Genomic DNA, 22,524 nt, shown 5'->3' on the forward strand with positions numbered 1-22,524 from the left:
GGCCCGGCCGCCATCCCCCAGGGGTGGCGGCCGGTCTGTGTCGGACGAGAGGACAGGGCCGCCGTGCAGCGGGCGACGGCGATGGGCCGCTTGACCACCCGGCCTTCCCCGCCACCTCGCCGTGTCACACAACGGTGTGAGCTCCGGACCGGTTCGCCGGAACGCCACACCGTTGCCGCGGCGGCGATCAGAACGTCAGGCTCCAGCGGTCGAGATAGCCGGGGTCGACGGTGAAGATGCCGGGGGTGTTGTCCGTGACGCGCAGTTTCCAGGTGCCGTCGGCCGGAAGCGTCGAGGCGTCCACGGTGAACGTGGCGTGGAGCTCGGTGCCGGTGTCCCAGACGAAGTCCTTGACCAGCAGGGCGGTTCCGTCCTCGGCGACGAGCTGGATGACCTGCCCGCCGATGAAGTCGTGGACGAGGTCGACGGTCACCTTCAGGTCGGCGGAGGCGTTGCCCGAGCGGCCGCTGACGGTCAGAGGCGACTCGATGGTGCGCCAGTTGGGGATGTCGTAGCGGTCGGGATTGACGAAGTGGTCGCCGCCGGACGCCAGGACGCTCCAGGTGAAGGGAAGGCTGCGCGTCTCGGCCGCCGAGTTGGTCACGCGCACGGTGACGGCGAAGTCGTCGGCCCGGGTCGGGGTGCCCGAGATACGGCCGGTCGCGGGGTCGATGGTGAGTCCGTCGGGCAGGCCGGTCGCCGCGTAGGCCAGCGCGCCGGGCCGCGTCGAGGTGGCGCTGATGCGCCGGTCGACAGGCTGGCCGACGGCGGCAGCCCTCGTGGAGGGGGCGTCCGCGGCGATGTGACTGACGTAGCGGGGGCCGACGTTGACGGCGGCCCAGGCGTTGCCGACCGCTTCGTAGGCGTCGCTGGTGGTGCCGAACAGGTCGGCCGCGGCCTGCAGGGTGGCGGTCCGTGCGCCGGCGTAGTCGGTGGTGCTGGTCATGTACCGGGTCAGGGCCCGGTACCAGACGTTGGTGGCGTTGTGCAGGCCCAGGCCGGCGACGGGCAGGCCGTCGTAGGTGGGGCTGTCGTAGCCGATGCCGTTGACGGTCCTGCTGCCGCTGCCCTCGGTGAGCAGGTAGAAGAAGTGGTTGGCCACGCCGGAGCTGAAGTGCGGGTCCAGCTTCTTCGTCCCGGTGGTCCAGTAGTCCTGCGAAGTGCCCTTCGCGGAGGCGTCCTTGGACGGCTGGTCCATGTAGCGCAGGGGCTTGCCGGTGCCGCGGACGTCGGCGAGCTCACCGATCTGGTAGTCGGGCGTGTCCGCGGGGCTGTCGGCGAAGAACTCCACGGCGGTGCCCATGATGTCGCTGGTGGCCTCGTTCAGACCACCGGACTCCCCGGTGTAGATCAGGCCCGCGGTGACGGAGGTGACGCCGTGCGTCATCTCGTGTGCGGCGATGTCGAGTTCGGTGAGCGGCCGTTTGTCGTCGAGGCCGTCGCCGTAGGTCATGCAGAAGCAGAGGTCGTCCCAGAACGCGTTGGCGTACCCGCTTCCGTAGTGCACGCGTGACGTCGCGCCGACACCGTCGTCGGCTATCCCGTTGCGGCCGAAGCGGTCGTGGTAGAAGTCCCAGGTCCGCTGCGCCCCGTACGCCGCGTCCACGGCCGCCGTCTGTCGGTCGGCGGGTGTGCCGTCGCCCCACACGTCGTCGGTGTCGGTGAGGAGGGTCCGTGTGCCGCCGGTGACGTCGTAGGTGCGGTGGCCGCCTCGCTGAGGGTCCGCCAACTCGTAGAGCGCGCCGCCGCGTACAGAGGTCACCGGCACGGTTCCGCTGTACTGGCTGTGTCCCTCGCCGGTGCGTATCTCGTCGTAGGAGGTCAGTCGGGCGCCTGTGCCGGCGTCCGTGATCACATGGGTACGGCTCGGTGTGCCGTCCTCGTCCGTGCCCGTGACAACGTTGTCCCACGCGAGTCGTGCTATCCCGGTGGCCGCCCAGACGATCCGCCGCGAGGAGGCGACGGCTCGCGCCTCGGCGGGTGAGCTCTGCTTCCTGGCGGCGCGGAGAGCCGACTTCCCGGCATCCGCCGCGGACACGGCGGCCTTCGTGGTGGCCACGGACAGCGTCGTCGCGGAAGCGCCGGCGAGGCTCTGCTCGCCGTCCCGCTCCGCCACGACGAGGTCGCCGCCTATCACCGGAAGCCCGGCATACGTACGTGCGTAGCGGGTGTGCACCGTGCCGTCGGCGTCCTTGACGACGTCCTTCGCCACCAGCTTCTCCCGGCTGCCGAGCCCGAGTTCGCGCGCGGTGCCGGCGCTGTCCCCGGTGGCCTGCGTGAGCATCCGCCGGCGCTGCGCGCCGGTCAACGGGACCGCCTGGGCACCCGGTCGCGGACGGGCGTCGACGCGCTGCGGGGCGGGCGTGCCCTCGGCGACGGTGCCGGCGGTCGGAGCGGGCCCGGCGTAGGCCGGGACGGGCAGGGCCAGGAACGCGGCGAGGGCGGCCGCGGTCAGGGCCGTGCGTCTGTGACGGGTGGTGGAGTACGAGGGCGAGTGGGGCTTTCGGCCCCACGAGGGAAGGTTCGACACGAGTACATCTCCTCTCGCCGGATGCCACGGGGCAGCCGACGCGGGCAGGGATCACCGCGCCCTGTGCGGGGCGGCGGGCGACGGGTTGGCACGAGAGTGCGGCTCGGTGTGCGGTGATCGTTCCAGGCGGTCCGCCGCGGTGTCACCACTGCGGAGATCGATGTCCGAAATCCGGTCACCGCGACGGGAGTCGACGAGGGCCGGCGCTGAACCGCCACGTGTACGTTTACGCACCTGCAACACCGCGCTAACCTGCAACTTTGTCCGTATCCAGTCGGCGCGTGAGGGTGTGCCGGGACGTCCGGAGGCCCGGCACGAGCCACCCCCCGGAGTCGACCGCGCTATGGCGGTGACGCCGGCAGGTCGACTCCGCCGGGTGTCAGGGCGTCCCGTCCGATTCTTCGAGGTAAATGCCGCAAGACGCCCATGGGGCGCTAAAGTTCAGTCCGCACAGCAAGATGTGCTGTACACGTTTCATGATCGGTCGGGCTGCCCTGGGGGGTTCGGCGCCGGCCGATGTGCTGGGGGGCGACATGCTGGAAATGGTCAAGGGCGCCAATGTGGGACTCGCTTCGCTGAGCGAGGACGTCGGCTCGGTGGTGGTGAGCCTGGCCTGGCGCAGTGGAACGGGCGACGGGGACGCGGATGTATCCGTCCTGCTGCTGGACGCGGACGGCAAGGTGCGCAGCGACGCCGACTTCTTCTTCTACAACAACCCGGCAGCCCCTGACGGAAGCGTGCAGTTGCTGGGGAAGACGCCGACCGCCGACGGCAGCGAGGACCGCATCAGCCTCGATCTGACCGCAATGTCCTCGGGCGTGGAAAGGGTCGTGGTGGCGGCGAGCCGCTACGGGGACGCGCGGTTCGGGGACCTCGACGATCTGCGGATGACGATCGCCGACCGCACGGGTGAGGCACTCCTCGGGTTCTCCATCACCGACGCGGGAGCGGAGAGCGCGGTCGTCTTCGGGGAGCTCTACCGAAGGGACGGGGGATGGAAGCTCCGCGCGGTCGGCCAGGGCTACGAGACGGGACTGGCGGGCCTGGCAACGGACTTCGGTATCGACGTGGACGATGCCCCGGAGGAGTCCCAGGACCCAGTGGAGGAGACGGGGACGTCGCCGTCTGCCACGTCTGTCGAGGCACCGGCCGAGTCCCCGGTGACCGTACCGGCGCAGGCGGCGGCGATCGAGGCCGGTGAGACGACGCGGACCGTCGAGCGGAAGCGGCGTCCCCGGACCGCCAAGAGGAAGGTCACGCTGCCCAGGACGGCCCGTAAGTCCCTTGCCGAGAACGAGGCCTGGCGGCAGGCCCGGCTCTTCCCGGCGTCCTCGCTCAAGAACGACCGTGAACGGGAGATGCGGGCGACCTCCGTCCTTCTCTCGGTGATGGCCCAGGTGCCGGAGTTCGGGCGCAGGCTCACCGCCGCCTTCGGCGCCCCCGCGGGACGGATGGAGACCTTCACCGAGGTGTCCCTGCCTCATGGGGACACACCCAAGCGCCCCGACGGCGTCATCCGGGTCGAGCGGGCCGGCAAGCTGTGGACCGCGCTCGTGGAGACGAAGACCAACGGGAACTCTCTGAGGTCCGAGCAGGTGCAGGACTACGTGGACATCGCCGCCCGGCGCGGCTACGAGGCCGTCATCACGCTGTCCAACGACGTGGAGCTCGAAGGCAGGCCGCTCGTCGATGTCAAGATCGACAAGAGGCGCAAGAACAAGGTGACCCTGTGGCACCTGTCCTGGGCGGAGGTCACGCACCAGGCGCAGATGCTGATTCGCCACGAGGGCGTCGGGAACGCGGCCCATGCCTGGCTCCTGCACGAGCTGCTCCACTATCTCCAGCACGAGAACTCCGGCTGTCACGGCTTCCAGAACATGGGTCCCGCCTGGGTGCCGGCCCGCCGGGGGATCGAGGAAGAGACGCTGTGCCAGGGCGACAAGCGTGCCGTCGAGGTAGTCGAGAGCTGGGAGCGGCTCGTGCGCCAGGTCTGCCTGCGGCTGGGCGGCGAGCTGGGGCAGAAGGTGCTGCCCGTGCAGCGGGCCAAGCGCGGCACCGACCCCCACTCCCGCCGCACCGCGCTCGCCGACAGCTTCTGCGAGGACGGCCGTCTCAACGCCGAGATCCGTATCGAGGGCACGCCGGGCACCATGGCCATCGTGGCCGACCTGCGCACGGGCAAGCTCCGGACGGCGATCGAGGTTCCCGCGCCCGAGGACGGCTATCCCCTCACCTGGGCGAAGCGCCTGATCCGTCAACTCGCCGAGGCGCCCGCCGCGCTGCACATCGAGACCCTCGTCCACGGCCAGAGCGGGGGACCGCGAGGCACACTGGAACACCTGCGCCCCGAGCCGGGGGACCTCCTGCCGAAGGACGGCTCCCAGATCACCGGCTTCCGCCTGTCTCTCCTCAAGAGCATGGGCAGCACGCGAGGCAACGCCGAGTCCGGCTTCATCCGCAGCGTCGACGATGCCGTGGACCGCTTCTACGCCACCGTCGTCGCCCAGGTGGAACCCCGCCAGCCCCGAAGGCCGCAACTCGCCGAGGCCGTTGCCCTCCGCTGACGGACCGAGGCGGTGGCGCGGACCGCCGCCTTACTGCCTGGGCCACGCCTACGGGACCCGGCCGAAGCCGGCCGCCGGGAGATCACCTGCCGGCTTCGGCTCCGGCGCCGTCGGGGAGCAGGGCCAGGAGCTGTCGCCTGTGGCCGGGCAGCTCCACCTCCGCGAGGCCGCTGATCAGGCCTCGCAGTGGCACGGGCTCATCGACCAGGACGCTGTCGTGGGACAGCAGCAGGGTGGGCACCGGTGTGTCGAGTTCCGCCTCGCTCAGCATCGGCCCGCCGAGGGCGCACAAGGCGTCGGCCTGAAGGCGGATGCGGTCCCGCAGCCCCTTGTTGCCGCCGGCGAGCGCGATGACGCGTTCGATGGTCCAGGTGTCGAGCGCGATGCGGTTGTCGTATGTCGTGACTCCTCCCGAGGCCGCGGAGGAGACGGCGGTGATGGTGGCGGCGTTGACGAGGCTGACGTGGGCCAGGATCTGGTCGGCGTTCCACTCGCCGGCGGGCGGGACGGTGGTCGCGTCCGAGTCGGCCACCGTGCCGGCGGCGTCCAGCAGGGCGCGGTAGGCGTCGCGAAGCGGTGTGGTGTCCATCGCGTCTTCCTCTCTGTGGTGGCCGTCGTCTCAGGTGTGCGTGCCGGACATCTCCCAAGGTGCCTGGGGGAGTACCTCGCCGGTCTCGAGCAGTGACTTGAGGTTTGCCAGCACGGCCGGCCAGCCGTTGGAGATCCCCTTGAGCATCGCCTCGTTGGGGAGCTTCTCGTGGGTCACGGTGAGGCGGACGATGTCGTGGTGCGGTTCGACGAGGAAGGTGACGACCGACGGCTCCCTCGGTGATTCCGGGTCGGGGACGTCGTCGAAGGTGATGACCAGGCGCGTGGGAGGCTCGGTCTCGATCACCCGGCCGACGACATCGATGACCCCCGATCCGTCGACGCGCCGGTGCTCCCAGGCCGAGCCCGGCTGCCAGTCCGAGACGTTGGCGTGTCCCCAGTAGCGTGCCGTCAGGTCTGCGTCCGTCAGCGCCCGCCACACCTGCTCCGCGCTCGCGCGGATGTAGGTGACGTAGACGTAGGTCGGGACGGATGCGGTGGTGTCGGTCATGGCGTACTCCTCTGCCTGGTTCCTGATGGCACTGATCGCCTGCAGCCGGGGCCGGTCGAACCCTGAGATCCAGCGCTCCTCGATCTCGTGGATCGGTGCCGGATTGAGGTAGTGCAGCCGCTCGCGTCCCCGCCGTACGACGGTCACGAGGTTGGCCTTCTGGAGGATGTCGAGATGCTGTGTCGCCGACTGGCGCGCCATGTCCAGGCGCTCGCACAGCTCGCGCAGCGTCTGGCCGTTGTGCTCGCGCAGCCGGTCGAGAAGTAGTCGTCGGGTGGGGTCGGCCAGTGCTTTGAAGGCCGAGTCCATCGCTCTCGCTTCGAGGCTCACATCCTCATTATGCAGGTGATTGCCTGCCTAATGTCAATCGCTCATGCCTCAGGGCGCCTGCCGATGGTCGGGGGAGCCGCTCGTCGACGGTTGTGACCAGCGGGTTCGCCTCAGGAGGCCATGGCCTTCGTGACCGGCCTCCACCTGGCGGCCTCCTGGAACCGCGCTCCGACCGATCCGTCCGGTGCGGCACGGCGCCGGACGGCACGGAAGGTGGTGACCGAGATCGGTCGCCGGTCCCGGTGCGCCTACCTCGGTGTGACGGACCGGGGGCCGCAGGCCGTTTCGGCCGCCGGGAAGGTGTTACCCGGTCCTCGTCCTACTCTTCCCACTTCAGGAGGACCACCCATGGCGACAGGTGAAACCGGATTCAGTGACGTCGTGTACGACCTGGTTTCCGTGCAGTACCACTCCCTGAAGGCCGGGCACGACTACGGCCAGTACGTACGCGACGCGGAGAACGCGAACAAGAAGGAGATCGCGGAGTTCTTCCGTACGGTCATGGACCAGGACTCCGAACGGGCGGCGCGCTGCCACGAGTTCCTCGCCGAACTGTCCGGCACCGAGGCCGCCGGTCCGGCTGTCTCCTGACGACGGTCGTCAGGACGGAGCCTGAGCCGCGACGGCGATGACTCCAGGCCGGGGCCCGGCGCATCCGCCGGGCCCCGGCATCGGTCGCGGTCCGGTCACCCGGCTCAGTCGGGGACGCGGAGCGTCCGGGCAGGGCCCCTGGTGTGCCGCGGCGGCAGCCTGGGGGTACCAGTGCTCTCTTCCCGTGCTCCCTCACCGATCGGAAGCGGGCGCCGCGGCACACGCGGCGGGTTTCCTCGCGCGGGGGCCACCAAATGCCGCTGCACGGCAGCCGGGATGGATCATGGAGGGGCCTCTCGGCCACCGTGATCACCTGGCCATGTCCGGTGTAGAGTCCCTCTCTTCGCCGGTTTCACCGCGCGGAGTCCCTCTGGCAGGTCCTACTGTGTCCGCATACGCCGACCCGGATCCCTACGCGATGTGGCAGCGCTCCCTCGTCGAGGCCGACCGCGTCTTCGCGTCGTCCCCCGTCCTCGACAGACCGGTGGGCGGCTGCACCTACTGCACTCCTGAGTCCGAGCTGCGGGTGCTCGGCGGTCCTCCCGACGCCGTACCGGATGATCTCCTCGGACACTTCATGCGTGAGGTCCCCAGCCACTGGGACGCGGACCAGTACCCCCTGCTGTGGCGGCGCCTCATGCCTCGTGCGCTGCGCTACTGGGGGCCGCAGGGCCATGGTGTCGATGCGGCCGCCGAACTGGGTCATCTCGGGGAGCAGGGGGGCGAACTTCGTCGACTGGCCCGCCCCCGAACGCGCCGCCGCCGAGCAGGCGTTCCGGGCGCTGCTGGCCATCGCCCTGGTCGATGGCCGGGAGCCGGTGGAGATGACCGAACTGATCGAGGGAATCGCTCACGCGACGGGCGGTATGGAGCCGTGGCTGGAGTACCTCGCCGGGCTTCCGGGTCCCACCGCGGACGCCGGCCTCGTCCGGCTCGTCTGCGACTGGGCGATCGACCTTCTCTGGGAGGAGCTGCGGTTCTCGTGGTGGTACGACGGTGACCCCCAAGTCATCGCGGACTGGCTGCCCACCCAACGCGCCCGCGTCACCGCCTTCGCCGCGCGGCACCCCCACTGCAAGACCGCGGCGGACGCCCTGATCGCACTCGACCGACTCCAAGCCGGCGATCACAGCGCGTGGTTGTATCCGTACGGCATCGCAAGGCTCCTCGGAGCTGGTCTCATGAGCTGACCGCTGACCGCTGACCGCTGACCGCTGACCGCTGACCGCCGCCCGCCTCCGGACGAACGTGGGGCGTCCATCTCGGGCACCGGCCGATCCGGCACACGGAACCCGTGGCAAGATCCGCCACCATGAGGACGGAACAGACGGATCGGCCCGTCGCCCTGGTCAGCGGGTCCACGTCGGGGATCGGGGAAGCCGTCGTGCGGCGGCTGGCGGCGGACGGCATGCGCGTGATCGTGCACTCGCGAAGCAGCGTGGAGACCGGAGAGGCGCTGGCGGCGGAGCTCGGCGGGGCGTATCTGCGGGCGGATCTCGCGGTGGAGGACGAGGCCCGGGGGCTGGCCGAGGCCGCGGTCGACCGGTACGGGCGGCTGGACGTGCTGGTGAACAACGCGGGCATCAGTTGGCCGATCCCGCACGACGACCTGGCCGCGGCGACGCCGGCGGACTGGCGGCAGCTGCTGGAGGTCAACCTGATCGCGCCGTGGGTACTGTGCACCGCGGCACTTCCCGCGCTGCGCCGAGCCCCCGCCGGCGGCAGCATCGTGAACGTCACCAGCCATGCCGGGGTGCGTCCCAAGGGATCGTCGGTGCCGTACGCGGCGAGCAAGGCCGCGCTGAACCACGTGACCCGGCTGCTCGCGGCCGCTCTCGGGCCCGAGGTGCGGGTCAACGCGGTGGCTCCGGGGCTGGTGGACACGCCGATGACGAAGGACTGGGCACAGGCACACGAGCTGTGGCGGGACCGGGCGCCCATGCACCGCCCGGCTCAACCCGCCGACGTGGCCGACCTGGTGGCGTCGGTGATCGCCAGCACCTATCTCACCGGCGAGGTCATCATGCTCGACGGCGGGCTCAATCTGACGTGAGGGCGCCATTCGCTCCCGACGGGCTTGGCCGTCGGGAGCGTCGCTGTGCCGTTCCCCGTCCCCCTTGAAAGCAGATCAATCCGGAAACCCATCGAAACTTTCGAGATATTCGACTCGGAAAATGATCACGATCGCGAGAGGGGCGGCACTGCTGCGGTTGGCTGGTGCTCTGCATCACCCCTGTGAGCTGCACAGTTATCGCATCCTCCAAGACGAGGGCTCGGCGAAGCTTTCGTAATTCGTGTCGAAACAGTTGACACTTGACGGGGTCAGGTCAACACTGTTCGCCATCGACAGGGCTCACTCACTGTTGATCCGGGTCGTCATCACGACCCGGTCACCGCGGTCGTCGAGCGCGGGGCGACCGGCCGGGCCCGGCCGTGTTCCGCGACGCCGGCTCGCGGTCGCCGCGACGTCATCGCAGTGACAGCTGTCCGGCGACAACCCGCAGGGTCGTGTCACGCTGCCCAGCCCCACGAAGCCTTACGAGGGCGCGCCCACGGGCCTCACGAGGACGAGGAGGAAGCACGCACATGTACGACGCACCCGCACACACGTCGAGCCGCAGACGCGGACGCTTCGAGCTGCTCAGCCGTTTCAGGCTGCTCTTCAGCAGTGCCTGCGCAACAGTGCTGGTCGCTGTGGCCGCGATGACCTTTCCCGGCACCGCCAACGCCGACACGGTCATCACCTCGAACCAGACCGGCACCGACAACGGCTACTTCTACTCCTTCTGGACCGATGGCGGCGGATCGGTCTCCATGAACCTGGGAGCCGGCGGCAAGTACGGCACCTCATGGGGCAACAGCGGCAACTTCGTCGCCGGCAAGGGCTGGAGCACCGGCGGACGCCGGAGTGTGACCTACTCGGGCAGCTTCAACCCGTCGGGCAACGCGTACCTGGCCCTCTACGGATGGTCGACGAATCCGCTCGTGGAGTACTACATCGTCGACAACTGGGGCACCTACCGGCCCACGGGAACGTACAAGGGCACGGTCACCAGCGACGGCGGCACGTACGACATCTACGAGACGACGCGGTACAACGCCCCCTCCATCGAGGGCACCAGGACGTTCAACCAGTACTGGAGTGTCCGGCAGTCGAAGCGGACCGGCGGGACCATCACCACCGGCAACCACTTCGACGCGTGGGCCAGTCACGGAATGAACCTGGGCACCTTCAACTACATGATCCTCGCGACCGAGGGATACCAGAGCAGCGGAAACTCCGACATCACGTTGGGCTCGTCCGACGGTGGCGGTTCCGGTGGTGGCGGGGGGAGTGGTGGTTGCAGCGCGACGTTGTCCGCGGGGCAGCAGTGGAGTGACCGGTACAACCTGAACGTCGCGGTGTCGGGCTCCAGCAACTGGACGGTGACCATGAACGTCCCGTCACCCGAGAAGGTCCTGTCGACCTGGAACGTCAGCGCGAGTTACCCCAGCGCGCAGGTGCTCACCGCCAGGCCCAACGGCAGCGGCAACACCTTCGGCGTCACCCTCCAGGCCAACGGCACCTGGACCTGGCCCACCGTCACCTGCGGCACGAACTGACCGACGTACACCCGAGAGGAGGACTCTTTGCCATGCGCACCCGACCGACTCTGTCGTTACGCTCCCTGACCACGGGACTGGCCGTCGCCGCGACCGCCGTGGCCGGCACCGTCATCTGCGTCGTCGACGCCACCCCGTCGCACGCCGCCACCTGCAACGGGTACGTCGGACTCACCTTCGACGACGGCCCGTCCGCCACCACCTCGAACCTGCTCAACGCGCTCAAGCAGAACGGGCTGCGGGCCACGATGTTCAACCAGGGCCAGTACGCCGCTTCCTCCCCGTCCCAGGTCCGGGCACAGGTCGACGCCGGCATGTGGGTCGGCAACCACAGCTACACCCACCCGCACCTGACCCAGCAGAGCCAGTCCCAGATCGACTCGGAGATCTCCCGGACGCAGCAGGCCATCGCCAACGGGGGCGGCGGCACACCGAAACTGTTCCGCCCGCCGTACGGCGAGACCAACTCGACGGTGAAGTCCGTGGAGGCCAAGTACGGCCTGACCGAGATCATCTGGGACGTCGACTCGCAGGACTGGAACGGCGCCGGTACCGACGCGATCGTGCAGGCCGCCAACCGCCTCACCAACGGCCAGGTCATCCTCATGCACGACTGGCCCGCCAACACACTCGCCGCGATCCCGCGCATCGCGCAGGGGCTGGCCTCCCGCGGCCTGTGCGCCGGGATGATCTCCCCGCAGACCGGCCGCGCCGTGGCCCCGGACGGCGGTTCCGGTGGTGGCGGGGGGAGTGGTGGTTGCAGCGCGACGTTGTCCGCGGGGCAGCAGTGGAGTGACCGGTACAACCTGAACGTCGCGGTGTCAGGCTCCAGCAACTGGACGGTGACGATGAACGTCCCGTCACCCGAGAAGGTCCTGTCGACCTGGAACGTCAGCGCGAGTTACCCCAGCGCGCAGGTGCTCACCGCCAAGCCCAACGGCAGCGGCAACACCTTCGGCGTCACCCTCCAGGCCAACGGCACCTGGACCTGGCCCACCGTCACCTGCGGCACGAACTGACCGACGTACACCCGGCACCGGACGAGTGGCGCGGCGGCCCGGGCGGCCGCGCCACTCAGTTGGGCGTTCACGCCCGTCGGCCGGCCTGCGGTGCGGACATCGGTGCTCTCGCCGGGCACAGACCGCCTGACCGCGCGGCTCCCCACCGCGTCCTGCGTACGGCCCACGCCACTCGCACCCGAGCGCACCCGGTTTGCCGAGCTCGTCCGCGTTTGTCTTCCGCCCTCTCCGGACAGTGGGGGGATCACTCGCCCGTTACCGTGGTCGATACTGGTGATCGCTGGTGTTATCTCGGTTTGCGGGTAGGTGTGGCCCAGCAGCAGGCGCTCAGGAAGAGGGCGGTGTTCATGGACGAGGCTGCCCGGGAACGGGATCAGCTGGATGTGCGGCTGATCCGCGCGTCGGAGGCGTACGAGGGCAGACCGCCCGACGTCGCCCGTGCCCGTGATCTCGCCGGTGAATTCCTGACGCGTGTACAGGCCGAGCAGGGGCTGCCCGTGTCGGAACGGGTGCTGGGCGTCGTACAGCTCGTGGTCAGCGAGCTGGTGACGAACGCGTGCAAGTACGCGCCGGGGCCCAATCTCCTTGATCTCGAGCTGGCCGGGGGCAGTGTCCACATCACGGTCTGGGACAGTGCCCCGGTGCTGCCGGTGGCCCGTGCCGCCGACCCCGGCCGCGTGGGCCAGCACGGCCTGGAGATCGTGATGGCCGTTTGCCAGAGCTTCGAGGTGCACCGGGAACCGGTCGGCAAACGTACGACCGCCTCGGTGATGCTCGCGGACGACCCGGGCGGGGACGTGGCGGGTCACAAACCGCTGGCATGAGCTGGTGGGAGGCGTGAGCGCGTCGGCGAACCCGTCGTCGAAGGCCCCGGCGTCCTGCCGGGCTACCTCAACCGGTAGGTGAGCAGACTGATGGCCACGTACTGGCACACCCACGCGGCGACAGTGAACGCGTGGAAGAGCTCGTGGAAGCCGAACCAGGCCGGAGAGGGGTCTGGACGGCGCAGCCCGTAGACCATGCCGCCGGCCGTGTAGAGGATTCCGCCGGCCAGCGTCAGCACGAACACCGCCACGCCCGCCTGCCGCACCAGCGGACCGAAGGCCGGGGCGAGGGACCAGCCCAGCACGATGTACAGCGCGGTGTAGAGGATCCGCGGCGCGTACGGCCACAGGCAGCGGAAGACGATTCCCACGCCGGCGCCGATCCAGATCTCCCACAGCAGGAGTGTGCGGACCGTCCCGGTCAGGCCCAGCACGACGATCGGTGTGTAGGTTCCGGCGATCAGCAGATACACGTTCGAGTGGTCCGCGCGCCGCAGGGCCTCGTACACGCGCGGCGACCAGGTACCGCGGTGAAAGAGACCACTGGTCGCGAACAGCAGCAGGCCGGACACCGTGTACACCGTCGCGGCGGCTCTGGCCCTGCCCGCGGGCGCCAGCGCGATCAGCGCGATGCCGGCGGCGCACACCAGAGGCGCCATGCCCGCGTGCAGCCAGCCGCGCAGTCGCGGCTTGACCTCTTCGATCAGCTCGGCGACCGACACTTCCCCATCCCTCCGACCGTCCGGGCCTGCCGACGTGCGGGACCCCGTGACCATGATCGACCTGGGCAAAGGTATCAATCCCCAGTGGTGCCAGGCAGGTCCGCCGGTGTCATGGAGGAGCGCTGCGGTGACTTCGGCGGGAGGCATGGAGGGGGGCGTCGTCGGCCGTCATGCCGTCCCCATCGCAGGCAGTGGCTATCGTCACAAATGCCGTTGAACAGGCCTTTTCGTGGCATTCGTCACGTCGTAGGGCGGGCGTCTTGTCTACGTTCGCAGGGTCCGCCCTGTCACAAGGACCGCGAGCCGAGAGTCACGACCCGCGGACCGCGGACCGCCGAACCATGAGCCGCAGAACACGAAGCGCGGATCGCAGACCACGAACCGCGAGCCGCAGACCACGAACCGCCGAGGGCCCTTCATGCCGTACCCCCTGTCGTCCCAGCCGTCCCCGAAGCGTGTGGGAAGCCATGCCCCGGGCGGCAGGCGTGCCGGGTTCCGCGCGGCGCTGCTCGCCGGATCGGTGGCCACGCTCATCGCGACGGGCACGGTCGCCCCCGCGGTCGCGGCTACGGTGTCAGCGCGTCCCGACACCGCGGACTCCGACGCCCCGCGAGTCCAGCCGCAGAGAAAGACACGGGTCACGGCCGCGGTGCTCGACCTGGACTTGCCTGGCCGGGAGCCGCAGGTCTACGGCGACGACGTCCCCTACGACACCGCCAGCATCATCAAGGTCGACATTCTCGCCGCCACGCTGCTCCAGGCGCAGGACGCCGGGCGTCACCTCTCCGAGCAGGAACGTACCCAGGCGGAGGAGATGATCCAGCACAGCGACAACGCGGCGGCGAACGCGCTGTGGCGGCGGATCGGGATGGCTCCCGGTCTGGAAGCGGCCAACAAACGGCTCGGGCTGACCTCGACCACGGGAGGAACCGGCGGCAAGTGGGGGCTCACCCGGACGACGGCGACCGACCAGATCCGCCTGCTGCGCGCCGTGTTCGACACCGGCTGGGCCTCAGATGCCGCTCCGGCCGGTCTGAGTGAGGTCTCCCGGAGCTACATCCGGACGCAGATGGCCCACATCGCCGTCGAACAGGCATGGGGTGTCTCGGCGGCCTCCGACTCCGGCTCGGCGTTGAAGAACGGCTGGCTGCAGCGGACCACCACCGGCCTGTGGGACATCAACAGCGTCGGTCGGATCACGGCCGGCGGGCGGCACTACCTCGTCGCCGTGCTCTCCGACGGCAGTACCTCCATGCAGGGCGGCATAGCGCTGGTCGAGCGCGCGGCCCGGGCAGCGGTCAGCTCGTCGGAATCCGCTCACTGAGACAGCCGCGGGTCCGAGCCGCCCGCCCGGGACTGACTCGGCCCCGGGCAGGCGCTCGTCCCATCGGAAGCGTGAGCGGTGTGTGCGGCGCTGTCACGTGCCAGGAGGTCGCGCAGCGCCTTGGCGATGTCCGTCGGAGCCTCCTCGGCCATGAAGTGACCGCAGGAGACGGTCGAGTGCCGCAGGTCGTCCGCCCAGGCGCCCCACAGGGCGGCGGCCTCGAAGCCGAGTACCGCGCCCCAGTCCTGCTGGAGCACGGCCACCGGCATGGCCAGGCGGTTGCCCGCGGCGCGGTCGGCCTCGTCGTGTTCGACGTCGATGCCCGCCGAGGCGCGGTAGTCGGCGACGATCGACGGAACCGCCTCGCGACAGGCCCGCAGATAGGCGGCGCGGACGTCGGCCGGAACAGCGTCCGGATCGTTCGCCCACACGTCGAGGAAGTGGCCGAAGAACGCGTCCGCCGAAGCAGTGATCATGAGCTCGGGCAGGCCCGGCGGCTGCGCCATCAGATAGAGGTGGAAGCCGACCGCCGCGGGGACCCCGTGCAGTGCCTCCCACATGTCGAGCGTGGGCAGGACGTCCAGACAGGCCAGGTGCGTGATCACGTCCGGGTGGTCGAGTCCGGCCCGGAAGGCCACGAGTGCCCCCCGGTCGTGACCGGCCAGGGCGAACCGGTCGTACCCCAGCTCCTGGGCGAGAGTGACGACGTCCCGGGCCATGGTCCGCTTGGAGTAGGTGTGCGGACCGTCCTCGACGGGCTTGTCGCTGTCGCCGTATCCGCGCAGGTCCGGGCAGATGACGGTGTGGTCGGCCGCGAGGTCGGCCGCCACGTGCCGCCACATCAGGTGGGTCTGCGGAAAGCCGTGCAGGAGGACGACCGGCGTGCCGGTGCCTCCCACGGCCACGTTCAAGGAGACGTCTTCGGACACCGCGACTCGCCGGTAGTCGAATCCGGGGATGGTGGGTTCGGTTTCCACAGGGGGCTCTTTCGTTCGCTGATCGCTGGGTGGGTGAACGGGATGGACGGGGTGGACGGGGGATGGTCGGTCACCGGGCCCGGTGACGTCCGACGTCGTTCAGCATCCGGGGTGCGGATGAGCATCCGATGAGCGCGTGTACGTTGAGGTCACGCCGGGTGCGGGACCGGCCGCGGGACGGGAAGGACGGACGACCGAGGTGCGAGTGGAGTTCGGGGTGCTTGGCCCGGTGACCGCCTGGAACGAGGCCGCGGAGCCGCTGGCCCTGAGGGGACCCCGACACCGCGCGGTGCTCGCCCGGCTCCTCGTCGCCCGCGGACACGTCGTACCCGTCTCCCGCCTGGTCGAAGACCTGTGGGGACCCGAGCCGCCGCTGGACGCCGTGAGCAGTGTCCGTACCTTCGTCGCCGCGCTGCGGCGCGCACTCGAACCGGACCGGACCCCCCGGACGCCGTCCCGGCTTCTGGTCACGGAGGGCCCCGGCTACGCCCTGCGCGCCGACCACGACGCAGTCGACGCCTGGCGATTCGAGACTCTGGTCACGTCATCCACGCCGGCGATGTCGTCCCTCTCATCCTTTTCGGCGGAGCCGGTGCCCGCCGAGGTGGCGGAGAGGCTGAAGACCGCACTGGACCTGTGGCGCGGCCCGGCCTACGCCGACGTCGCCGAGGAACCCTGGGCCAGAGCCGAGCGGACCCGGCTGACGGAACTCCGGCTGACCGCCGCCGAACGGCGGGCCGAGGCGCAGATCTCCCTCGGCGCCGTCGCGGAGGCCGTCGCGGACCTGGACGCCCATGTCGCGGAGCACCCGTGGCGAGAGGACGCCTGGCAGCTGCTCGCGCTGGCGCTGTACCGCTCCGGCCGGCAGGTCGACGCCCTCTCCCTCGTCAGACGCGCCCGGCGCATGCTGCGGGAACACCTGGGCCTGGCCCCCGGCCCGCGGCTCGGCCGGATGGAGGAGGACATCCTCCGGCACGCCGAGCACCTCGATCCCGGCCCCCAGGGCTCGGTGGCGCGGGTGTGGGCACAGGCGAGCGCGGCGTACGACACCATGGTGCCGTCCCGGGCGCGGACGCGTCTGGAGTCGACGGCGGGCCTGATGCGCGACCTGGCGGTGACGGGAGGCGGTGGGCTGGAGGCGGCCCGACGCCACCGGGTGGCCGCCGTCGCCGCGGCGGAACAGCTGGGCGACCCGGAGCTGACCGCGCGCGTCATCGGCGCCTACGACGTGCCGGCCATCTGGACCCGCTCCGACGACCCCGCCCAGGCCGAGTGGCTGGTGGCGGCCGCCGAACGGACGCTGCTTCGGCTGCCGTCGGGGGTGCGGGCCGCGGCCCGGGCCGGGCTGCTCGCCACCGTCGCCGTCGAATCCCGCGGCACGCTGCCTGTCGCGGAGACTCCCACGGGCGCGGCGGTACGACCCCTGCGGGCGGCGCGTCAGGCGGAGGCCATCGCGCGGCGCCTCGACGACGCGTCCCTGCTCGTCTTCGCCCTGAACGGCGTGTTCATGCAGACCTTCCGACGCGCCGGTCTGTCCGGCCACCGCGACCGGATCGGCGCCGAGATCGTCTCCCTCGCCGCACGCCACAGCCTGGTCACGTACGAGGTGCTGGGCCACCTGATCCGGATGCAGTCCCGTTGCGCGGTGTCCGACTTCGCCGCGGCCGACCGGCACGCCTCGGCCGCCGACGCCCTGTCGGACCGTCACGAGCTGCCGCTGGTGTCCGTGTTCACCACCTGGTACCGCGCCCTGCGCACCGCCATGACGGCACCCGCGGACACGGCCGAAGCCGCCTACAGAGAGGCCGCCACGTCGTTGACCGGCGCGGGCATGCCCGGCCTCGAATCAGGCCTGCTGCCGCTCGCCCTGCTGTGCCTTTCCGTCAGCCGCGGAGCAACCCCCACCGTGGCATCCGACGCGGACTGGGGCCCGTACGGTCCCTGGGTGCGCCCTCTGCTCCTGGTCTCGGAGGGACGCCGTAAGGAGGCCGCGGAACTGCTGCGCTCCGTTCCCTCGCCACCCCGTGACCTCCTCTACGAGGCACTGTGGTGCCTCCTCGCACAGGCGGCGGTCCAAGCCGGGGAACCCACCTGCATGCGACGCGCGCACACCGCCCTCACCCCGGCCGCGTCCGAACTCGCGGGCGCGGGCAGCGGTTTGCTCACCCTGGGCCCGGTCGCGGGGTATCTGGAGGCGCTGGCCGCGCAGCGGTGAGCAGTCACTTCCGAGGCGGTGCACATGAAAGGTGCGCCCAGCGCGTCACCGACCGCTGAGCCCACGACAGCGCCAACGGCCCGCTCGAAACGCTCCATTCGGACAGGCTGTCGGCCTGTGGTGGTAGGCCGTGCGGTCAGCGGGCGGGGCGCGCTTTTGCTGCCTCTACACGTGTCCGAGCCGGAGCCGGAGCCGGTGTCGGTGTCGGTGTCGGGTCGGTGGACATGGCGCGTCGCAGTTTGGCCTCGTCCGGGCTGGCGGGCGCTGCGGTCAGGATCACGATTTTGAGCTCGGAGTCGCCGTCGGTCAGGACGTCGCAGTCCACCTCCACGCGTCCCACGTCGGGGTGCTCGATCGTCTTGTGGTCCTCGCGGTGCGCGGACACCGTGCCGCTCGCCCACATCCGGGCGAATCGCTGGTTACCGTGGAGCAGGCGGATCAGATCGGCCAGACGTGTGTCGTCGGGGAAGCGGCCGGTGGCGCGGCGCAGATCGGACACGACGGCGAGGTCGGAGTCGTCGCTGTTCTGCGCCAGCACCGGCCACAACGTGACACGGGCGTCGTCGGAGCCGACCGGGAATCTCTCCCGGGCGAAGTTGCGCAGCTCCGGTGGTGAGGTCGAGGGGTCACCGAGCAGCGCCGTCCAACCGGGGTTCCACCAGATCAACTGCCAGTCCGCGGCGAACACGGCGACTGCGACGTCCGCGAGTCGGGCCAGCACGCGGTGAACCCCTGGCGGGATGTGGTCGGGGACAGGGCTGTCCCCCGGAGGGGCCAGCCCGGCCATGCGGTAGAGGTGGTCACGCTCGGTGGTGGTGAGTTGCAGGGCGCGGGCCAGGGAAGCGACCACCTGAGCCGACGGCGTTGTCGCCCGCCCCTGCTCCAGACGCATCACGTAGTCGACCGACACGCCTGCGCGTTCGGCGAGTTCCTCGCGCCGCAGCCCGGTCGCGCGGCGTGTCCGACCTGCCGGCAGCGCCACGCTCGGCGGGGACAGCCGCTCCCGCCAGGCGCGGATCGTCGCGCCCAGTCCAGCACCCGGCATCGTTGTCATGACGTCCATCCTGCCCCAGACCTGTTCCCGCCTGGTACTGCTCTTCCTACGGTCACGGTGTCCCTGGCACAGCACGGGCGGGGCGGGGACGATCAGTGCATGACCACCACGTTCATCACCGGAGCCAACAAAGGGCTCGGTTTCGAAACCGCCCGCCGCCTCATCGAACTCGGTCACACCGTGATCATGGGAGCCCGCGATCCCGAACGCGGCGCCGCGGCCGCCGCCACGCTCGGCGCGCGTTTCGTCCCCATCGATGTCACCGACGACGCGTCCGTCGCCGCCGCGGCCAACAGTGTCGCCGAACACGAAGGCGTGATCGACGTCCTGATCAACAACGCCGGTGTCCACGGTCCGCACGGCGACCCCAGCGACCTGACCGGCGCGGACGCCCTCAGCGTTTTCGACGTCAACCTCTTCGGTGTGGTCCGGACCACGACCGCCTTCCTCCCGCTGCTGCGCCGGTCGCCGGATCCGGTCATCGTCAACGTCAGCAGCGGCACCGGGTCGCTCGCCTTCACCCACGACCCGTCACGGATCGAGTCCTCGGTGGTCGCGCCTCTCTACACCGCGTCGAAGGCCGCCCTCACGATGCTGACCACCCAGTACGCCAAGGGTCTGAAGGACATCCGCGTCAACGCCGCCGACCCCGGGTACACAGCGACCGACCTCAACGGCAACAGCGGCCCTCAGACCGTCACCGAAGGTACCGACGCGATCGTCCGACTCGCGACGGAGCAGCCCGGCGCCGGCACGGGCCGTTTCATCGACCGCAGCGGGCCGATCAGCTGGTCGTGAACGCCGCAACACGACGGACCGCAGGGTCAGTTGTTCGGCTCACGACTGGTTGACGCTCACCGGGCCCACCATCGAACCGCGGGGCGACAGCGCGGCGGCCCTCCCGCCGCGCTGCTGCCTGCCGCCCCGCCCTCGGTGAACGGACGGTGCGAGTGCGGCCCGGCGGGTTCGGCGCAGGCCCGGTCAAGCCCGGGGCCCGTCCCGCCATGGGCTTCCGCGTCGTACCGTAACCCCGTGCCCACTGACACCGCCCCCCGCCCGCAGTCGCTGATGCTGACCTTCCTGGGTGACCAGGTGCTGGGCCGGGGCGTCTGCGTCTACTCCGGCAGCGTCATCGAGGTCTTCGCGCGCGCCGGGGTCGGTGAGCAGGCGACCCGCTCGACACTGACCCGGATGGTCAACCGCGGCCTGCTGCGCCGCCAGCGCGAGGGCCGGCGCATGTACTTCGGGCTCACCGAACGCTCCGAAGTGATCCTGCGCGACGGCGAGCGCCGCATCTGGAAGACGGGCGCGGTCAACCGCGACTGGGACGGCACCTGGTCGCTGCTCGGTTTCTCCCTTCCCGAGTCCTGGCAGCGGCAGCGCCACGACCTGCGCTCCCAGCTCACGTGGGCCGGCTTCGGTCCTCTGTTCAGCGGCCTGTGGGTCGCGCCGGGGGAGGTCGACGTCTCGGGGATCGTCGCCGAACTGGGGCTGTCGGCCCACGTCAAGGTGTTCCGTGCGCGGGCGGACACCGGGATGGACATCGCCGAGATGATCCACGACACCTGGGACCTGGCCGAACTGGCCGACCGCTACAGGGAGTTCGACGCTGTGTGGCGCCCGCTCGCGCACGGCGGGGACACCGGCGGGGAGGACCCGTTGGCGCTGCGTCTGCGGCTGGCCACCGAATGGCTTCGCGTCATCCGCAGCGATCCGCGGCTGCCGTTGCGTCATCTCCCGGCCGACTGGCCCGCCGCCGCGGCGGAGGAGACGTTCCGCGCGCTGCACGCCCGCCTGGAGGCACCGGTGAGGGATGTGGCGCGCCGCGTGATCGAGACGGTCCCGGCCGCGTCCTGACGTCGGCTGCCCAGTCAGCCCCTACAGGTGTGACAGCCCAGTCAGCGCGGTCAGCCCAGACAGCCCCTACGGCTGTGACAGCCCTGGCGGCCCGGCAGCCGAGACAGCCCCGGCCGCTTCGGCCCGCCAGTCGCAGGTAAACGCCGGTACGCCGGTTCGACGGCCCCGCCCCCGTGTTCCCCGGCAGGCACCTTCTTCAGCTGATGTTGTGCACTCCATTGACGGCCGTGAGAAAACGGCCTTACATTCCCTGACGTTCAGTGCACTGAGCATTCCGGTCCAGAGGCCTCCCACCCCCCAGACAGGAGCCCGACCCCATGTCCACCCGCAACCACCGCACCTCCCCGGCCCGCCCCGGCCGCCGTCGCCCCCACACGCTCGCCGCACTCGCCGCGGCCGTCGTCCTCTCCCTGACGACGTCCGCGACCGCGCACGCCGACACCCCCACCCCCGCCACCCAGCGGCTGACCGGCACCCTCACCGACGGCGCCACCTGGATCGCCGACGTCCCGGCGCACTGGAACGGCACGCTCCTGCTGTTCAGCCACGGCTTCGGACCGACCGTCGCCCAGAACGCCCCGTCCGCCGGCGCCCACACCGAACTCCTCGCCGAGGGCTACGCGCTGGCCGGCTCCTCCTACGATCCGAACGGCTCCATGTGGGCCCTGAACAGCGCCGAACGCGACCAGTTCGCCACCCTCGACGCCGTCACCGCGAAGATCGGCCGGCCGAAGAGCACGCTCTCCGTCGGGCAGTCCATGGGCGGACTCGTCAACGCCCGGCTGGCCCGTGACGGAGCCGGGCGCATCGACGGCGCCCTCGGTCTGTGCGGCCTGGTCGCCGGTGCCACCGACCTCGACAACTACCAGCTGGACGCCGAGTACACCCTCGCCCGCCTGCTCCTGCCGGGACAGGACCTCGACCTCGTGCGCTTCGGCTCCGCCGCCGACGCGGCCGCCACCGCCCAGCGGCTGACCGACGCCGTCACCGCGGCCCAGTCCACTCCGGCGGGCCGCGCCAGGATCGCGCTGGCCGCCGCCTTCCTCAACCTGCCCGCCTGGGCCCCCGGCCGGGACCGGCCCGCGCCGGACGACTGGCAGGGGCAGGAGGAACAGCAGTACGCGTGGTTCGCGCAGGGCATCCTGTCGTTCGTCGAGGGCGGTCGGTACGCGATCGAGCAGTCCGCCGGCGGCAACACCTCATGGAACCGGGGCGTCGACTACTCCGCACTGCTCGCCGGCTCCGCGCACGCCCCGCTGGTCCGCGCGCTGTACCGGGCGGCCGGGCTGGACCTGCGCGCCGACCTGCGCACACTCACCGCCGACGCGACGATCACCGCCGATCCCGCCGCGGTCCGTGCCGCCGCGCGCACCTCCTCCGCCGGTCAGAGCCTCGGCGTACCCCTGCTCGACGTGCACACCTTCGCCGACAACCTGGTGCCGGTGGAGCAGGAGAACCGGTTCGCCGACCGGGTGCGCGCGTCCGGCGACGGACCGCTGCTGCGCCAGGCGTACGTCGAGCGACAGGGGCACTGCACCTTCACCACCGCCGAGACGGTCGCCGCCGTGCACGCCGTCGAACACCGCGTCGCCACCGGCCGCTGGGGCGACGCCGCCACGCCCGCCGCCCTGCAGAAGGCCGCCCTCGCGCTCGGTCTCGACGCGGCGGCCTACACCCCCTACCGACCGGCCGAACTGACGGTCGGCCGCGGCCCCCGGCCGTAGGACACCTCTCGCTGAACCTGCCGCCCGCCCGTCCACCAGAGCCGCCGAACTCCACCCACCCACCCCGACCCAGACATCCGAACCCGCCCCA

18 protein-coding genes are annotated in these 22,524 nt (G+C 70.7%); 12 read left to right on the forward strand and 6 right to left on the reverse strand.

Features of this window, described 5'->3' with window-relative positions; all coding sequences use genetic code 11:
* Positions 1-187 precede the first annotated feature (187 nt).
* The gene (locus OG985_RS41930) at positions 188-2,530 is read right to left on the reverse strand and encodes a M4 family metallopeptidase (RefSeq protein WP_371673648.1); all 2,343 of its coding nucleotides are present in this window, start codon (positions 2,528-2,530) and stop codon (positions 188-190) included.
* Positions 2,531-3,072: 542 nt separating this feature from the next.
* On the opposite strand from OG985_RS41930, the gene OG985_RS41935 reads away from it, so the two are divergent.
* Complete coding sequence (locus OG985_RS41935; protein ID WP_371674648.1) at positions 3,073-5,094, forward strand: TerD family protein; 2,022 nt, start codon at positions 3,073-3,075, stop codon at positions 5,092-5,094.
* Positions 5,095-5,176: 82 nt separating this feature from the next.
* Here the strand turns inward: OG985_RS41935 and OG985_RS41940 are convergent, their stop codons facing one another.
* Both OG985_RS41940 and OG985_RS41945 read right to left on the reverse strand, forming a co-directional pair.
* Positions 5,177-5,683, reverse strand: a complete 507-nt coding sequence (locus tag OG985_RS41940) for a hypothetical protein (RefSeq protein WP_371673649.1) — start codon at positions 5,681-5,683, stop codon at positions 5,177-5,179.
* A gap of 30 nt (positions 5,684-5,713) precedes the next feature.
* Positions 5,714-6,502, reverse strand: a complete 789-nt coding sequence (locus tag OG985_RS41945; RefSeq protein WP_371674649.1) for an ArsR/SmtB family transcription factor — start codon at positions 6,500-6,502, stop codon at positions 5,714-5,716.
* 369 nt (positions 6,503-6,871) lie between these two features.
* Between OG985_RS41945 and OG985_RS41950 the strand changes: the two genes are divergently transcribed.
* The 6 genes from OG985_RS41950 to OG985_RS41975 all read left to right on the forward strand — a co-directional run bounded on the left by OG985_RS41950 (position 6,872) and on the right by OG985_RS41975 (position 12,560).
* Positions 6,872-7,114: an acyl carrier protein gene (locus OG985_RS41950; protein ID WP_371673650.1), complete on the forward strand. Its 243-nt coding sequence runs from the start codon at positions 6,872-6,874 to the stop codon at positions 7,112-7,114.
* Between the two features lie 683 nt (positions 7,115-7,797).
* A complete protein-coding gene (locus OG985_RS41955) occupies positions 7,798-8,304 on the forward strand; it encodes a hypothetical protein (RefSeq protein ID WP_371673651.1) in 507 nt (168 codons plus the stop codon).
* 122 nt (positions 8,305-8,426) lie between these two features.
* Positions 8,427-9,167 carry an SDR family NAD(P)-dependent oxidoreductase gene (locus tag OG985_RS41960; protein ID WP_371673652.1) on the forward strand — a complete coding sequence of 247 codons (741 nt, stop codon included), beginning with the start codon at positions 8,427-8,429 and terminating at the stop codon, positions 9,165-9,167.
* Between the two features lie 533 nt (positions 9,168-9,700).
* Complete coding sequence (locus OG985_RS41965; protein WP_371673653.1) at positions 9,701-10,717, forward strand: glycoside hydrolase family 11 protein; 1,017 nt, start codon at positions 9,701-9,703, stop codon at positions 10,715-10,717.
* A gap of 32 nt (positions 10,718-10,749) precedes the next feature.
* The gene (locus tag OG985_RS41970; protein ID WP_371673654.1) at positions 10,750-11,736 is read left to right on the forward strand and encodes a polysaccharide deacetylase family protein; all 987 of its coding nucleotides are present in this window, start codon (positions 10,750-10,752) and stop codon (positions 11,734-11,736) included.
* Positions 11,737-12,083: 347 nt separating this feature from the next.
* Complete coding sequence (locus tag OG985_RS41975; RefSeq protein ID WP_371674650.1) at positions 12,084-12,560, forward strand: ATP-binding protein; 477 nt, start codon at positions 12,084-12,086, stop codon at positions 12,558-12,560.
* A gap of 62 nt (positions 12,561-12,622) precedes the next feature.
* Here the strand turns inward: OG985_RS41975 and OG985_RS41980 are convergent, their stop codons facing one another.
* Complete coding sequence (locus OG985_RS41980) at positions 12,623-13,336, reverse strand: hemolysin III family protein (RefSeq protein ID WP_371673655.1); 714 nt, start codon at positions 13,334-13,336, stop codon at positions 12,623-12,625.
* A 364-nt stretch (positions 13,337-13,700) separates the two neighbouring features.
* Between OG985_RS41980 and OG985_RS41985 the strand changes: the two genes are divergently transcribed.
* Positions 13,701-14,606 carry a serine hydrolase gene (locus tag OG985_RS41985; RefSeq protein WP_371673656.1) on the forward strand — a complete coding sequence of 302 codons (906 nt, stop codon included), beginning with the start codon at positions 13,701-13,703 and terminating at the stop codon, positions 14,604-14,606.
* Here the strand turns inward: OG985_RS41985 and OG985_RS41990 are convergent.
* Positions 14,600-15,583, reverse strand: a complete 984-nt coding sequence (locus tag OG985_RS41990; protein WP_371673657.1) for an alpha/beta fold hydrolase — start codon at positions 15,581-15,583, stop codon at positions 14,600-14,602. The two genes, OG985_RS41985 and OG985_RS41990, sit on opposite strands and share 7 nt — an antisense overlap.
* A 199-nt stretch (positions 15,584-15,782) precedes the next feature.
* Here OG985_RS41990 and OG985_RS41995 point away from each other — a divergent pair, with 199 nt between their 5' ends.
* On the forward strand, positions 15,783-17,798 hold the full coding sequence (locus OG985_RS41995; RefSeq protein ID WP_371674651.1) for a BTAD domain-containing putative transcriptional regulator: 2,016 nt from the start codon (positions 15,783-15,785) through the stop codon (positions 17,796-17,798).
* Positions 17,799-17,934: 136 nt separating this feature from the next.
* Here the strand turns inward: OG985_RS41995 and OG985_RS42000 are convergent, their stop codons facing one another.
* Positions 17,935-18,861, reverse strand: a complete 927-nt coding sequence (locus tag OG985_RS42000) for a helix-turn-helix transcriptional regulator (protein ID WP_371673659.1) — start codon at positions 18,859-18,861, stop codon at positions 17,935-17,937.
* Between the two features lie 90 nt (positions 18,862-18,951).
* Between OG985_RS42000 and OG985_RS42005 the strand changes: the two genes are divergently transcribed.
* From OG985_RS42005 to OG985_RS42015, 3 genes are all read left to right on the forward strand, one after another.
* Entirely contained in the window at positions 18,952-19,650 is a 699-nt protein-coding gene (locus OG985_RS42005; protein WP_371673660.1) for an SDR family NAD(P)-dependent oxidoreductase, read from the forward strand.
* Positions 19,651-19,884: 234 nt separating this feature from the next.
* On the forward strand, positions 19,885-20,709 hold the full coding sequence (locus OG985_RS42010) for a PaaX family transcriptional regulator C-terminal domain-containing protein (protein ID WP_371673661.1): 825 nt from the start codon (positions 19,885-19,887) through the stop codon (positions 20,707-20,709).
* A gap of 317 nt (positions 20,710-21,026) precedes the next feature.
* Positions 21,027-22,433 (forward strand): alpha/beta hydrolase, encoded by a 1,407-nt coding sequence (locus OG985_RS42015; RefSeq protein WP_371673662.1) that lies wholly within the window; start codon positions 21,027-21,029, stop codon positions 22,431-22,433.
* Positions 22,434-22,524 lie beyond the last annotated feature (91 nt).

It is taken from the genome of Streptomyces sp. NBC_00289 (assembly GCF_041435115.1).
Taxonomy (GTDB): Bacteria; Actinomycetota; Actinomycetes; order Streptomycetales; family Streptomycetaceae; genus Streptomyces.